The organism is Limisphaera ngatamarikiensis (assembly GCF_011044775.1).
GTDB lineage: Bacteria > Verrucomicrobiota > Verrucomicrobiia > Limisphaerales > Limisphaeraceae > Limisphaera > Limisphaera ngatamarikiensis.
This window is the reverse complement of the sequence record NZ_JAAKYA010000053.1, coordinates 26868-40990: the sequence shown is the minus strand read 5'-3', so window position 1 is coordinate 40990 and position 14123 is coordinate 26868. Positions and strand designations below refer to the sequence as shown.

The window sequence follows — 14123 nt, the reverse complement described above, 5'->3', positions numbered from 1 at the left end:
TTGTCAAGGAACGGCTCCGGCGGCGCGATCGGGCTCCCCGGCGCGGGCGCGGCCCAGCAGCCACTCCACGTACGGCACGTCCTCGGGCCGGGTCAGCTTCGGATTCGGCGCCGGATGCACCACCAGCTCCACCGGTTGACCGATCCACTCGCAGGCGGCCGTGTCGTCGGTGATTTCCAAACCGCGCCGGTTCACCTCGGCCAACGCCCGTTGCAGCACCTGCACCTGAAACGTCTGCGGCGTTTGCACCGCCCAGAGACGGGTGCGGTCCAGGGTCCGCCTTACAAACCGGCCGTCGTCGGATTCCTTGATGGTGTCCGTGACCGGCTGGGCGGCCACGGCCGCGCCGGTGCGGCGCGCCGCCTCGTAACAGGACCGGATCAGATCCGGATGCGTGCAGGGTCGCGCCGCATCCTGCACCGCCACCAGTTCCGCCCGCGGATCCAACGCCTGCAAACCGTTCCACACCGAGTCCTGACGACGTGGTCCGCCCACCACCACCCGGTACGGTTTCCGAAAGCCGAACCGCTGCGCCAGCTCCGTCACCGCGCCCGTTCGGTCCGCTCGCGTCACCACGATCACCTCGTGCACCTCCGCCAAACGGTCGAAGGTCTCCCATGCATGAGCCAACAGCGGACGACCGGCCAGGGTCAGCCAGAGCTTGTCCACCTGCCCGCCCATCCGCGTGCTGCGGCCGGCAGCCACCAAAATGGCGCTGTTCATGGCGACCAGTCTAGGCCGGGCCCGCGCCCCGCCAAGGGACAATCCGTTGTCCGCGGCGGCCCGGTGGCCCGATCGAACGCACCGGAGCGCGATTCCGGTTGCAGCCGCCCGCCGGTTCCCGTTGTGTATGAGGGCGGGTCAAGCCGGCCCGTGGCGCACGGGCCATCGAACCCGGGGACCCCAGAAGGCGAAGAAACGTGGAACTGATTCGAGATCTGGCATTGGTGTGGCTGGTGGCCGGGCTGGTCGCCTGGGCGTGTGTACGACTGCGGTTGTCCGCCGTGGTCGGCTATTTGCTGGCCGGCATGTGCATCGGACCGCACACGCCCCCGTTTGCACTGATCCGGGATCGGGCGCGGGTGGAGCTCCTGGCCGAGCTCGGCCTGGTGTTTCTGATTTTTTCCATCGGGCTGAACCTCAATGTGAACCGGTTCCGGTCCCTGGGTTGGTCGGTCGTGGTGGCGGCGGCAGCAGGGGCGATGTTGATCCTCCAACTCGTCCGCCTGCTGGGCTGGGCACTGGGCTTGGGCGGCGTGGAATCGCTGTTCCTGGCCGGTGTCCTCATGGTTTCGAGTTCCGCCGTGATCACCAAGGTGCTGCAGGAAACCCAGCAGATGCACGACCGCCCGGGCCAGCTGGCGCTGGGCATCACCCTGATGGAAGACCTGGTGGCGGTGGTGATGTTGACGGTGCTGACCTCGGCGGTGCATCTGGGCACGCATCAACCGGCGCTCGGGGACGTGTTGGGCGGGCTCCTGGGGTTTGTCGTGCTGGTTTTGTTACTGACGTTGCTGGTGGTGCCGCGGCTGTTGGGATGGTTGGCGCGCGAAGAACGGCCGGAGATCCGCACCCTGGTGGTGGGCGGACTGTTGCTGGGACTGGCCTGGCTGGCGGTCCGGGCCGGCTATTCGCTGGCCCTGGGGGCGTTTTTGTTCGGGCTGATCGTGGGCGGCACGCGGTACCGGGCCGAACTGGAACGGGTGTTCGACGGTCTGCAACAGGCGTTCGGCGCTCTGTTCTTCGTGGCCATCGGCATGCAGGTCAACCCGGGCGAAAGCCTGCCCGCCTGGCCCTGGGCGCTCGGACTGGCCGCCCTGGCCTGGGTGGTGCGACCCCTGGCCTGCGGACTGGCCCTGTTGATCACGGGCGTACGGCTGCGCGAGGCGCTGCAAGCAGGGCTGCTGCTGACGCCGCTGGGTGAGTTTTCCTTTGTGCTGGCGCAACTGGCGGTGGGGGCGGGCGTGCTGCCGGATTCCTTTTATGCAGGTGTCGTGGGCGCGGCCCTGCTGACCGGTTTCACCGCACCCATGCTGGCGCGCCGATCCGAGACATGGAGCTGGCGCGTCGTCGGCCATCACCCGGTGACCGTCGGAAAGTGGGTCGGCCTGTACGGGACCTGGCTGGGCCGCCTCCGAACCCGCATGGGCAGCCAGCTGCTCTGGCGTCTCATCCGCCGGCCGGCACTCCAGATCCTTGCCTGGACGGCCGTGTTGACCGCGCTGATGGTGACGGTGCCGCGCCTGTGGCGCGTGGCAGGTGCATGGCTGGCCGGGGCTGAACCGCCGCCCTGGTGGTGGATATGGGCTCTGGGAATGGGTGTGGGTCTGCTGGCACTGCCGATTGGACTGGCCGTTTGGCGAAACCTGGGCGTGATTGCCATGGTGGTGGCCGAGGTGGTCGCCCCGGATTCAGCCCGCCAAAAGCGGTTGCGCGCCCTGGTCGAAATGGCCGTGCGCCTGCTCGGCACCCTGGGGCTGGTTTTCTGGATGGGCCTCTGGTTGCCGCCCGGAGTTTCGCTGGTCGGCGGCGCCGGCGCAGCGTTGCTCACCCTGGTTGCGGCCGCCTGGGTGTTCCGTCGGAGCCTGATCCGCTGGCAGAGTCTTATGGAAATCGAGTTGCGGCGCGAGTGGCAACCGAAACATGGCGGTGCCCGAACTCCGGCCCTGAGCGCCTTGTCCGAGGCGGGTCCGTGGCCCCTGGACCTGGCCGAGGTGGAGTTGCCGGGGCAGAGCGCTCATGCAGGTCGCAGCCTGGGCGAACTGCGGCTGCGTGAACGATTCGGTTGCACCGTTGTGGGGATCGAGAGGCAGGATTGGCCCATTCTGAACCCGGACGGACGCACCGTCCTGTTCCCCCACGACAAACTGCTCGTCCTGGGTGGGCCGGACGCCCTGCCCCGCGCCCTGGAGTTCCTCCACCAACAAACCCCGCGCGAGGGTCCTTCTGGCTTCGATAACCTCGCGCTGGAAACCGTGGTGGTGCCCCCGGACAGTCCTCTGGCAGGGCGCACCCTGAAGGAGCTCCAACTGCTCCAACGGTTTGGCGTTCAGGTGGTGGCCATTCAGCGGCAGGGCACGCGCCGCACCGTACCCACGGGCGAAGATCGCATCCAGGCGGACGATCAACTGCTGGTCCTGGGTACCCACGAGCAAATCCGGGAATTCACCCTGGCCCTGAACCGCCGGGACTGAGGGATGGGGTCGTCCGACCGGGCCCGACGGCATCCCGGCTGCCCCGCTCAAGCAGGCCGCCAATCCAACAAACGCAGGCGCAATCGGCGTTGCCCGTTCCAGGTGTGCCATTGGGGCGCAAACGCGAGATCAAATTGCCCCACCGGTAGTTCGGCCTCCCACCCGCCGCCCCACCACAACGTCTCAAACACCGCACGCCCGTCCGTCACCCACAGGCGGACATGCCGCTGATCGGCCCCGAAGCGCTGGAGCGGCCGCTGCAGCGTCACCCCACGGGCGACCAGCTGCACCGGGGGGTTCCCCGCCCCCGAGGGCTTGAGCCGTTCCAATTCGTCCATGATCTCCGGGGTCAGGTCGGACAGTTGCACCTCCGCATCCAAGGACAGCAAGGGACGCAACGCCTCCGGCCCCAGTGTCCGGCGGGCCAGTTCGTTGAGCCGTTGACGGAAGGCGTCCAACCGGTCCGGATGCAGGCTCAACCCGGCTGCAAGGGCGTGTCCCCCGTGCCGCAGCAGGAGGTCACTGCAACCGCGCAACGCCGCCGCGAGGTCGAAGCCCGGAATGCTGCGGCCCGAACCCCGCAAACACTCTCCGTCCCCACCCAGCACCAGGGCCGGCCGATGGAACTCCTGAACCAACCGCGCCGCCACAACCCCCACCACGCCCAGGTGCCACCCGGGATCCCCCTCCACGATCACCCAGTCCTTCTCAGGATGAAACCCCTCCTGCAACCGGGCATGGATCTCCTCCAGAATGCGACGCTCCACCTGCTGACGCTCGCGGTTCCACGCGTCCAATTGCTCCGCCAACCCGGCCGCTGCGGCCTCGTCCCGCGCCCGTAACAGGTCCAGGGCGATCTGCGCCGTTTCAAGACGTCCGGCGGCGTTCAAACGGGGTGCCAACTGAAAACCCACATGAAACGTGTCGAGCGGCGGTGCGCATCGCGCCGCCGCGCACAACGCCCGCAGGCCGGGTCGTTCGGTCCGATTCAATCGTGCCAGGCCCGACCGGACCAGGATCCGGTTCTCCCCGGTCAGCGGTACCACGTCCGCAATCGTCCCCAGGGCCACCAGTTCCAGCCAATCCCGCACGTCCAGCGCATGCGCCTCCGGCCAGCCGCGACGACGACCCTGTTTCACCAGCGCATGAGCCAGCTTGAAGGCCAGGCCCACCGAACACAGTTCCTCTCCCCGTCCACGCCCCTCCCCGCCAACCCCGCAAGCCGCCCGGGGATTGACCAGCGCCACCGCCGGCGGCAAGGGCCGGCCCGGCTGGTGATGGTCCAGAATGATCACGTCCACCCCGCGGCGACCCAGCTCCTGCACCGTGTCATGAGCGGTCGAACCGCAGTCCACCGCCAACAACAACGTGGTGGGATGCAACCGGAGACAGTTTGCCACCGCGTCCGGACTGAGGCCGTACCCCTCGTCCAACCGGTGCGGCAGATACACCGAACAGGTCCACCCCAACCGTTCCAGCACCTCTTGCAGGAGCGCCGACGCGGTCACACCGTCCACGTCGTAGTCCCCGAAAACCACCACCCGCTCACCCCGGTCCCGCGCCTGCTCCAGCCGTTCCACCGCGGCCGTCATGCCGGGCAGCTGTAACGGGTCCTCCAACGCGGCCAACCGCGGTTCCAAAAACGCCCGGCACGACTCCGGATCGGTCAACCCGCGATTGATCAGGCACTGGGCCAGCAGGGGAGAAACCCGCAACTGCGCCGCCAGGCTGCCGGCCAGCAGCGGTTGAGCCGGCGCCAGTTCCCACCGCGGCTTCAGCCGGTCCGCCACAACAGTCGCACCAACAGGTCCGCCCATTCGCTCAGATGCCAGATCACCAATCCCGCCAGCCCCACGAAATAACCGATCGCAATCGCGCTCATCAGATAGGCCGCCCAGATCATCCAGCCGTCCTCTTCCATCAGGGAAAAGGCCAGCAGAATGATGGCGTAACTGGGGAGGGTGTTCGAACCAAAAAACGGCGGCGATGGCAACGGCAGCGCCAGGAGCAACGCCAGCAACGCAATCAACCACCCGTGCAACCGCCGCACCCAGGGCAATCGCAACCACCGCGTCCGCCGGGGCCGGATCACCTTCTCAATCCACCGACAAACCTTCAGTCCGCCGGTCAGAACAGCCTGGCGGGTCTTTGGGCTGAGCGGCCGGTCCCCCAGCCGCGCCGGCAGCCGCGGCACCCGGCCCCGGCTCAACCGCAACGCCAGTATGGCAATCATCGGGCCGGCCACCGTGCTCAGCCCCGGTACCGAAACCCACGCCACAAACGGCAGCGCCAGCAATACCATGACCAGCCAGCCGCCCCGACCACCCGTGGCCGCCAACAACCGGTTGGCCGTAAACGGTCCCTCGGGTTCCTGTTCCAGCAGTCGTTCCAACTGCCGGGACAGCGGCTCATGCGTCTCATTTCCGGCCGGGGAGGTCATGGGATCCTCCCTTTCCGCCCCTCATGGCATTTCGTTCATCCGGCCCCTGCCCTCGCGCCGTGACTCCCGATCAGGTTGCGGGCGGTCCACCGGGCCGGTCGGTCTCCGCCGTGCGCCGTTCCAACAAGCCGTGAACCACCGAAGCCAGGATGGACGTGACGAGGATCCCGGCCACCACCACCAGGGCCACCGTGGTGGGCACCTCCACCTGCCACCAATGCTGCCTCGGACCGTGCGGGTCCAGCAACATCTTCACCCCGATAAACACCAGCACCACCGACAAACCCGCCTTCAGATACCGGAACAGCGCAATCAGGTTCGCCAGCACAAAATACAGCGAACGCAACCCCAGGATCGCAAACACGTTCGATGTAAACACAATGAACGGCTTCGTGGTGATTCCGAAAATCGCCGGAATCGAGTCCAGCGCAAAGATCAGATCCGTCGTCTCCACCATCAACAGCACGAGCATCAGCGGCGTCATGGCCGGCCGATCGCCCTGGCGCACAAAAAAACGCTGGCCCACGTAATCCGGCGTGATGGGAAACCAGCGTCGCGCCGCGCGGATCACCGGATTCCGCTCCGGATGCACCCCCTCCTCCCGGCTGAACAGCATCCGGATCCCCGTCACCACCAAAAACGCGCCGAACACGTACAGTGTCCACAAAAACCGCTGTACCAGGGCCGCCCCCGCCGCGATCATGATCCCCCGCATCACCAGCGCCCCCAGAATCCCCCAAAACAACACCCGATGCTGATACTCCCGCGGTACCCGGAAGTAGGCGAAGATCATGGCGATCACAAACACGTTGTCCATCGAGAGGGACAACTCCACCAGGTAGCCCGTCAGATACTCGACCGTTTCCCGGTGGGTCCACCCATCCACCATCCGGGGTGCGACGAAGAACCCGAACAGCAGGGACAACCCAACCCACAAACCCGTCCAGGCCAGAGCCTCCCGAAATCCCACCACGTGGGCCTTGCGATGAAACACCCCCAGGTCCAGCGCCAGGAAGAACAGCACGCACGCAACGAACAAGCCCCACTGCCAGGGCGGTACTCCGATCCATGCTTCCATGGTTCAGGCGCGGCTGGGAGCCGCCCCGCGCAAAGGCGACGCTGCCGCCGTGGCCGACTGTCCGGCCACGGGTTGTCCGGCCACGGGCTGCCCTATGGCCGGCCGCTGCCCCTTGTACCACCACAGGACCAGCGCCGCGGCAATGTAAATGCTGGAGTAGGTGCCCGTGATGATGCCCACCATGAAGGTGAAGGCAAAGTCGTTGATCACCGGACCGCCCAGGACATACAGGGCCAGCGTGGACAGAAACGTGGTCCCCGAAGTGATCAACGTGCGGCTCAACGTCTGGTTCAACGCGTAGTTGATGATGTCACGGAACGAGCCGCGCACTCCCAACTTCAGGTCTTCGCGGATCCGGTCGAAGATCACCACCGTGTCATTGATGGAGAAACCAATGATGGTCAGCAACGCCGCCACCGTGGTGGCGTTCATCTGGTGCTGGGCCAGGAAGTACCAGCCCAGCGTCATCAAAAGGTCATGAACCGTCGCCACCACCGCTCCCAGCGCAAACGGGAATTCATAGCGGAAGGCCAGATACACCAGGATGCCAAACATGGCCAGGGCACTGGCCACGATGGCCGAACGCAGGATCTCACGGCCCACGATGGGCCCGATGGTGTCCACGCTCAACACCCGCCAGTTGGCCTCGGGGAACTGGCGTCGCAGCTCCTCCACCACCCGCTGGGCCAGGCCTTCCACCTGCTGTTCCGGCGCATTCCGCGGCAACCGCGCGGTGATCCGCAGCGTATCCGTCCCGCTGCCCAGATCGCGTTGGTAGCCCACCAATACGTCGCCGCCGCTGGCCGCCGTGGCGGCCGCACGCAGTCGATCCACCTCCACCCGGTGGGCGGGGTCGAAGGCCAGCGTGATGTTGGCGCCGCCGGTGAATTCCACCCCCAGCACGTCCTGACCCCGGATGAACAGCCCGTAGGCGTTGCCGATCAGAATCAGCACCCAGGAGGCAATGAACGCCGGTTTGGCCCACCGCAGAAAATCGATCCGGGTCTGCCCGATCAACCGCAGCATCCGCAACGACCGCAGCCAGCCCCGGTCCAGCAGCGTGTCAAAAATCAACCGGGTCACAAACAGCGCGGTGAACATGCTGACCGCCAGACCGATCGTCAGCGTCACACCGAACCCCTTCACCGGGCCGGTCCCCATGTTGATCAAAATGACCGACGCAATCAGCGTGGTCAGGTTGGCATCCAGGATCGTCCCGAACGCCTTCTCATACCCTGCGGCAATGGCGCCGCGCAGCGACTTGCCCGCGGCCATCTCCTCGCGGATTCGTTCAAAGATCAGCACGTTGGCATCCACCGCCATCCCCACCGTCAGCACAATGCCCGCAATACCCGGCAGGGTCAGCGTCGCCCCCAGCGAGCACATCACCCCCAGCAACAACAGCAGGTTCAGAAACAGCGCCACATTGGCCACCACACCGGCAAACAGGTAATACACCACCATGAACGCACACACCGCAATGCCGCCGGCAATGCAGGCGCGGATCCCGCTCCGGATGGAGTCCGCCCCCAACGTGGGATCCACATCCCGCGTTTCCACCACCCGCAACGGGGCCCGCAACGGATTCTCCAGCACGTTGGCCAGCTCGATGGCCTCGCGCAGGTCGAAATTCCCCGTGATGCTCCCCGAGCCCGTGAGGATCGGCTCACGGATCACCGGCGCCGAATACAACACCCCATCCAGGACGATGGCCAGTTGCCGGCCCACGTTCTCCCGCGTGATCTGCGCAAACAGCTCCGCCCCCTCCCGCGTCAGCTGAAAATGAATTTCCGGCTCGCCCAGGTTGCCCCGCACCACCATGGCGCTCTTCACATACGCGCCGGTCATGCCCCGTTCCGGCCGCTTCTTCACCAGGTACCGCCGGATCGTCTTGGTCCCGTCCGGGTTCCGGCGTTCCTCCGTCAGGACCTCGTAGCCGGGCTCGATCAACCCCTCGCGCAACAACTCGTCGCTGCGGGGATGCACCAGCCGGAACTCCAAAAACGCCGCCCGCTGCAACTGCCGTTGCGCACTCAGACGGTCCGCCTCCGACAGGCCCGGCAGCTGTACCAGGATCCGGTTCCGCCCCGCCGGCGCAATCACCGGCTCGGCCACACCGAACTTGTCCACACGCCGCCGCAGGACCTCCACCGCCTGCGCCAGCGCCGTTTCCACCTCGGTCTCGCTCAAATAATTCGTGCGCGTTTCGATCTGGCCGGCCCGATTCGTCACTGTCTCCACACTGGCCAGCCGGTTGGTGTCCATCTCCAACAGGAACGACGTCCCGCCGCGCAGGTCCAATCCCAGCCGGATTTTCCCGGCCGCCTCCCGCTGCAACCGGTTCAAAATCGCCAACGTGGGGTTGACCTCGCCCTCCACGTTGTAGAACGGGAAATAGCGCCGGATGTCGTTGGTGCCGATGGCCTCCAGCAGGTTCGCGTAGGCCCGATCCGGACGCTGCTGCTGCAGTTGCACCACCTGGTACCAGAGGTTGGAAAACGTGGTGTCCTTGTTGACCGCCCTCTCGCGAAAAACCTGCGCCAAATCCCGGGCCGATGGCGGATAAAGACTGTACAACGACCACGCGGTCACCAGGACCACCACAATCCACTTCCAGGTGTTACGCCTCATGGCAGGTACCCCGCGAATCCAACCAAAAGCCGCGCCCGATCACGAGGAGCCCGAGGGCTGCCGGATCTGGACCACCGAGGACTTCAGCACCTCCAGCTTCGCGTCCTCCGAGCGCAAAATCACACGGTCATCCTTCACCGAGGTGATGCGCCCGATGATCCCGCTGCTGGTGACGACCTCGTCCCCCGGTTTGAGCCGCTTCAACAGCTCCGCATGTTCCTTCTCCCGCTTTCGTTGAGGGCGAATGAACAGCAGATAGAAAATCACCACAAACAGCACGATCGGGACCAACGAGGTCCAAATCGGCGCTTGTGCCGGCTGAGCCTGGGCCAGCAAAACCACACTTTGCACGATGGACGCCTTCATCACGATGACCACAAGTAACCGCCAAGGTACCGGGCGCCGGCACTTTGGCAAGCGTTATACGGCGAAACCGCACGTCCCCGCCCGGGGTCACAGTTCCTTTCGGCACACGCCGCCGCGGCGCATCACCGCCATCCCGGGGACCCTCCTGCCCCGGTGGCAGCCCCCGCACGGCTCCACTCCGCCCGAATCGGTCCTTGTCAGCCAACCCCGGCAGGGATATCCACTACATGCGGCTGCGCACAGCCGGTGCCATGACCGACACCCTCGTCATCGTGCCCACGTATAACGAGCGGAACAACCTGCCCCTCATCGCCGGCCGGTTGTTGGCCCTGCCCGTTCGGGTGGACCTGCTCGTCGTGGACGACAATTCCCCCGACGGCACCGGAAGGATCGCCGACGAATTGGCAGCGCAACACCCGGAAATCCACGTCCTCCATCGCCCGCAAAAAGAAGGACTCGGCCGTGCCTATGTGGCCGGATTCAAATGGGCCCTGGCCCGGCACTACGAGTTCGTCTTCGAAATGGACGGCGACTTCTCCCACAACCCCGACGACATCCCCCGGTTCCTGGCCGCCGCCGCCCACGCCGACCTTGTCCTGGGTTCGCGTTACCTCGGCGGCATCCGCATCATGAACTGGCCGCTCAGCCGCCTCATGCTCAGCAAGGCCGCCGCCACCTACGTGCGGCTCATCACGGGCATGCCGTTCACCGACCCCACCAGCGGCTACAAATGTTTCCGGCGCCGCGCCCTGCAGGCCCTGGACCTCGATGCGGTGCGTTCCAACGGCTACAGCTTTCAGATCGAGCTGACCCACAAGCTCTGGCGTCAGGGCCTGCGCGTGGTGGAGATCCCCATCGTGTTCACCGAACGCCTCCAGGGGCATTCCAAAATGAGCGGACACATCATCCGGGAGGCCTTTTTCATGGTCTGGCGCCTCTGGTTGCAAAACGGAATGCGCCGCCGACCCCGCGTCACCCCGCCCCCAATTCCGCCCGGGACCATCGAGACCGTGCCGCCCCCGGCACCCCCGCCACCGCCGGCCCTCTGACGCCGGCCCCGGCGCGCCGTGCTCCGCCGGACAGCGCCCCGCACGCCCCGGCGCCGGTCCGGCAGCCCAACCCGATCCATCGGTCAACGGCGCCACCAGCTCGTCTTGGTCTTGATCTGCTGGGTCGCCGATTTGGAGGTGAATTGCTGCACCAACAGGTGACTGCGCGCGGCCGTCAGCGCCATGATCAGGTCATCGTAGCTCAGAAACCGGTCCGACGGGTTCTTCGCCATCATCTTGCAGATGGCGTCGCTGGTGGCCTGCGTGATCTCGGGCACCACCAGGTTCGGCGGCGTCAGCGGGGTGTGGACATGCGCCGCCACCAGCTCCTCCACCGTCGGCGCCTCAAACGGTACGTGGCCCGTGATGGCGTGATACAAGGTCCCGCCCAGACTGTACATGTCGGACAGGAACGTCTCGCCCTCCCGCTTGACCTTCTCCGGCGCCACGTAATAGGGCGTGCCCCACGCGCCGTCCTCGTCCGTGATCGGGGCATCGGCCCGCCGGGCCAGCCCGAAATCCACCAGCTTGGGTTCGTTGTCGGCGTTGAACAGGATGTTCCCCGGCTTGATGTCCCGGTGGATCAGGTTGTGCTTCAACATCAGATCCAACGCCGAGGCGATCTTGATCCCAATGTCCAGCACCTGGAGCTCCGGCAACCGATGCTGCGCCTCGATCCGCGAGTCCAAACTGCCCTGGTCCGCCAGTTCCATCACCAGATACAACTGGCCGTGCCAGTTGCCAAAGCTGTAAATGTGAATGATGTTGGTGTGATTGAGCGAGGCGCAAATGCGGGCCTCCCGGTAAAACGCCTCCAACTGCTTGGGATCCTCCGCCAGCTCCGGCCGCATCAGTTTTATGGCCACCATCCGCTGCAACACCGTGTCATAGGCCCGATACACCTTGCCCATCCCGCCCTTGCCAATGACACTGCGCAACTCGAAGTGCTCCAGCATCATCGGCATCATGATGGGATGACCGCACTTCGAGCAGGGGATGGTGGACAACGGCTCGAGGTCACCCGGGATGAACACCTTGGTGTGACAACCATCGCAGGTGACCATCTTCAGGGGCTTGCTCGCGGTCTCGCTCACAGGAGCATTCTAACACCGGACGCCCGGCGAACAAGCGCACCCTGACCTCCAATTCCCCGGACCCGAGGTCCAGCCCCCTTGCGATCCGCCACACCGCCCCGATCACCGGCGCAGCAGCCGATAGAACCGCGGCGAACTCCCGGCACTGGAATCCGTCACCGTCGCGCCCGTGTAGAACGGACCCCCTTCCATCACCGGCGTCACCGTCGTCAATGTCTGCCACTGCCGCAAATCGCCGGAAACCTGCACCTCATAGGTCGTCCACGGCAAACCGTGGATCTGGAACCGGAACTGCTGCGGGCCCGACCAAACCGGCTGGCTCAACACCGGGGCCGGCTGCGGGAAAACCACAAAATCCACCCCGGTGTTCCGGCCCGCCACGGTAACCGTCTGCATCGGCGCGCAATTGTAGCCCGCGTCCTGCAGGTCGTAACACAGCAAATGCACCTCCCACGAACCGCCGATGACCGGCATCCGATATCGCCCTTCCGGATCCGTCATCCAACCGCTGCCGTAAAAAACCTCGCCCCCCAAACGGCATCGCCCCAGCACGCTGATCTCCCGAACCGGCAGGCCATTCGCGTTTCGGACCGTTCCCACAATCTCGTTGGTGGCCACCACAACCCGCAAATCCTGGGCCCGTGCCTCACCCGGAGCCATGGGCTCGGCAAACCGGAAGCCCGAAATCACGTGGTTGCTCAGCGACCGGTTCAACATCGGATCCACAAGGACCTGCCACCAGGAAGACTCGCCCCCCACAACCATCCCCGTGTACCGCCCTTGGTCGTCCGTAACCGGGTCGTCCCCGTCATAGTCCAACCCGCCCGTCTGCCCGCTCACGCGCAACCGGATCCCGGCCATGGGACGGCCTTCGGCGTCCACAACCCGACCATAAAACGCAGCATTGGCCGGATCGACCTCGACGCGGATGCCGCTGACACTGCCGGTCGAGGTCCCATAACTCTGTCCCCGGGAGGCAAACAGACAACCACGGAGAGCCAGATCCTCCAACGCAGGTCTCACCGTCCACGTGCCAGTCCGAACCGGCACAACAAAGGAACCATCCGCGTCCGTCCAGGCCACCGCCAGCAAACCCGCATCCGACTCAACCTGCAAAAACACGGCCGGCAACCCAACGTCGCCCCGGTCCGCCCGCACCAGTCGACCACTCAGCGTCCGAGACGCAGACAACAGTTCCAGGTCCGCGGACACCCATCGTCCGGCGTCCAACTCCGCGAAAAATGCCGCGTCCATGTCAGTAACCCAGCCCGGCTTCACCGGGATCACGGCGTAAACCCCCGGCGGCAATGGCAACTCGTACCGGCCCTGGGAATCGGCCACGACCAGGGCGGCCAACGAAGCGTCCGCCATCAGGTCCAAAGCCACAACCATGGCCGCCGGTTGATTGGTCGAACCGCCCCGGACCACGCCCCGGACGCCCTGGCCCAACGCCGGCGGGGTCAACCGCTGGATCGCTTGGATCGGACTGAATCGGCCCGTGGGACTCACCAGCTGCCACACATGCGTCCCCGCCGTGTGGCCCAACCATGTCTGGTAATAGTTGATCCGCACCCGCAGGGCGCCCACGGCCGGGTCCTGATCGAATGGGATGTTCCAGTTGGTTACACCGGCAAGGATGGGCACCTCATTGTCCGTCACCTCGATGTGTAGGGTGACAGGCTCGCCCGGGTCGAGCGCGCCGTTCCCGTTCAAGTCCAGTCCGCGCCGGATGATCACCGTGCTCTCCTGCAATCCTTGCACGGTCAGCTCCACCATCCCCGAAAACGACGTCGAGGCCGACGCCGGACTGACGTCGAACGTCACGGCGCCCCACGCGCGGTCCAACCCGGGTAACAACAGGAACCCAACCAGGGCCGGAAAGAATCCGAACACGCAACCGCCACGCCGAGAGGTGCTTGAACGCCCTTGCATTTTCATAACGCCCCAGAATGTTTCCCCCGCGATTCAGTGAATCGCCTTACACAGGCGAGCCTGACAGGGCCAGCCAACTGTGTCAAGCGATCCCCCTGCAACCGTCCCGCCGGCAAAAGCGCTAACCCATCGTGATTAGGGAAGGTCAAAGCCCTGAACCGAGGGGCCAGGCTCGCGCGGAGAATCCGGTGCTGAACCCTCCCGTGGACTGCACTTGCCGGGGCCGGCTGCGGTTCTGGCCGCCGGTCGTTACAGTCCCGGCCCGGCCTCCGGCGTCCGCAAGCGCAACGGGCCGCCCAACCGGTCCCATGCGGAAGCCTGCCCGGGCCCCCAACGGCG

General features: G+C 65.7%; 10 protein-coding genes. 2 read left to right on the top strand and 8 right to left on the bottom strand.

What is annotated here, in order from left to right; genetic code table 11:
• Nucleotides 1–3: 3 nt before the first annotated feature.
• Nucleotides 4–723 carry a 2-C-methyl-D-erythritol 4-phosphate cytidylyltransferase gene (ispD, locus tag G4L39_RS08130; RefSeq protein WP_165107342.1) on the bottom strand — a complete coding sequence of 240 codons (720 nt, stop codon included), beginning with the start codon at nucleotides 721–723 and terminating at the stop codon, nucleotides 4–6.
• Nucleotides 724–920: 197 nt separating this feature from the next.
• Here ispD and G4L39_RS08125 point away from each other — a divergent pair, with 197 nt between their 5' ends.
• Nucleotides 921–3194 (top strand): cation:proton antiporter domain-containing protein, encoded by a 2274-nt coding sequence (locus tag G4L39_RS08125; protein ID WP_165107340.1) that lies wholly within the window; start codon nucleotides 921–923, stop codon nucleotides 3192–3194.
• Between the two features lie 47 nt (nucleotides 3195–3241).
• Here the strand turns inward: G4L39_RS08125 and recJ are convergent, their stop codons facing one another.
• The 5 genes from recJ to yajC form a co-directional block, all read right to left on the bottom strand.
• Nucleotides 3242–5011, bottom strand: a complete 1770-nt coding sequence (recJ, locus tag G4L39_RS08120; protein ID WP_165107338.1) for a single-stranded-DNA-specific exonuclease RecJ — start codon at nucleotides 5009–5011, stop codon at nucleotides 3242–3244.
• The gene (locus G4L39_RS08115) at nucleotides 4969–5634 is read right to left on the bottom strand and encodes an exopolysaccharide biosynthesis protein (protein WP_165107336.1); all 666 of its coding nucleotides are present in this window, start codon (nucleotides 5632–5634) and stop codon (nucleotides 4969–4971) included. Before G4L39_RS08115 ends, recJ begins: the two co-directional genes overlap by 43 nt.
• A 70-nt stretch (nucleotides 5635–5704) precedes the next feature.
• Nucleotides 5705–6712 (bottom strand): TerC family protein, encoded by a 1008-nt coding sequence (locus G4L39_RS08110; RefSeq protein WP_165107335.1) that lies wholly within the window; start codon nucleotides 6710–6712, stop codon nucleotides 5705–5707.
• Nucleotides 6713–6715: 3 nt separating this feature from the next.
• Complete coding sequence (gene secD / locus G4L39_RS08105; protein WP_165107333.1) at nucleotides 6716–9343, bottom strand: protein translocase subunit SecD; 2628 nt, start codon at nucleotides 9341–9343, stop codon at nucleotides 6716–6718.
• A gap of 39 nt (nucleotides 9344–9382) precedes the next feature.
• Nucleotides 9383–9709, bottom strand: coding sequence for a preprotein translocase subunit YajC (gene yajC, locus G4L39_RS08100; protein WP_165107332.1), 327 nt, complete (start codon nucleotides 9707–9709; stop codon nucleotides 9383–9385).
• A 227-nt stretch (nucleotides 9710–9936) separates the two neighbouring features.
• On the opposite strand from yajC, the gene G4L39_RS08095 reads away from it, so the two are divergent.
• Entirely contained in the window at nucleotides 9937–10758 is an 822-nt protein-coding gene (locus G4L39_RS08095) for a polyprenol monophosphomannose synthase (RefSeq protein ID WP_240893875.1), read from the top strand.
• An 83-nt stretch (nucleotides 10759–10841) separates the two neighbouring features.
• On the opposite strand, the gene G4L39_RS08090 is transcribed toward G4L39_RS08095, so the two are convergent.
• On the bottom strand, nucleotides 10842–11852 hold the full coding sequence (locus G4L39_RS08090; protein ID WP_343203319.1) for a serine/threonine-protein kinase: 1011 nt from the start codon (nucleotides 11850–11852) through the stop codon (nucleotides 10842–10844).
• A 102-nt stretch (nucleotides 11853–11954) separates the two neighbouring features.
• The gene (locus G4L39_RS08085) at nucleotides 11955–13790 is read right to left on the bottom strand and encodes a carboxypeptidase-like regulatory domain-containing protein (protein ID WP_165107330.1); all 1836 of its coding nucleotides are present in this window, start codon (nucleotides 13788–13790) and stop codon (nucleotides 11955–11957) included.
• Nucleotides 13791–14123 lie beyond the last annotated feature (333 nt).

What these genes read in the sequence shown, in the direction of transcription:
- G4L39_RS08115 (WP_165107336.1), bottom strand. Translation starts at nt 5,634, where the DNA reads ATGACCTCCCCGGCCGGAAATGAGACGCATGAGCCGCTGTCCCGGCAG.
- yajC (WP_165107332.1), bottom strand. Translation starts at nt 9,709, where the DNA reads ATGAAGGCGTCCATCGTGCAAAGTGTGGTTTTGCTGGCCCAGGCTCAG.
- ispD (WP_165107342.1), bottom strand. Translation starts at nt 723, where the DNA reads ATGAACAGCGCCATTTTGGTGGCTGCCGGCCGCAGCACGCGGATGGGC.
- recJ (WP_165107338.1), bottom strand. Translation starts at nt 5,011, where the DNA reads ATGGGCGGACCTGTTGGTGCGACTGTTGTGGCGGACCGGCTGAAGCCG.
- G4L39_RS08095 (WP_240893875.1), top strand. Translation starts at nt 9,937, where the DNA reads ATGCGGCTGCGCACAGCCGGTGCCATGACCGACACCCTCGTCATCGTG.
- G4L39_RS08110 (WP_165107335.1), bottom strand. Translation starts at nt 6,712, where the DNA reads ATGGAAGCATGGATCGGAGTACCGCCCTGGCAGTGGGGCTTGTTCGTT.
- G4L39_RS08085 (WP_165107330.1), bottom strand. Translation starts at nt 13,790, where the DNA reads ATGAAAATGCAAGGGCGTTCAAGCACCTCTCGGCGTGGCGGTTGCGTG.
- secD (WP_165107333.1), bottom strand. Translation starts at nt 9,343, where the DNA reads ATGAGGCGTAACACCTGGAAGTGGATTGTGGTGGTCCTGGTGACCGCG.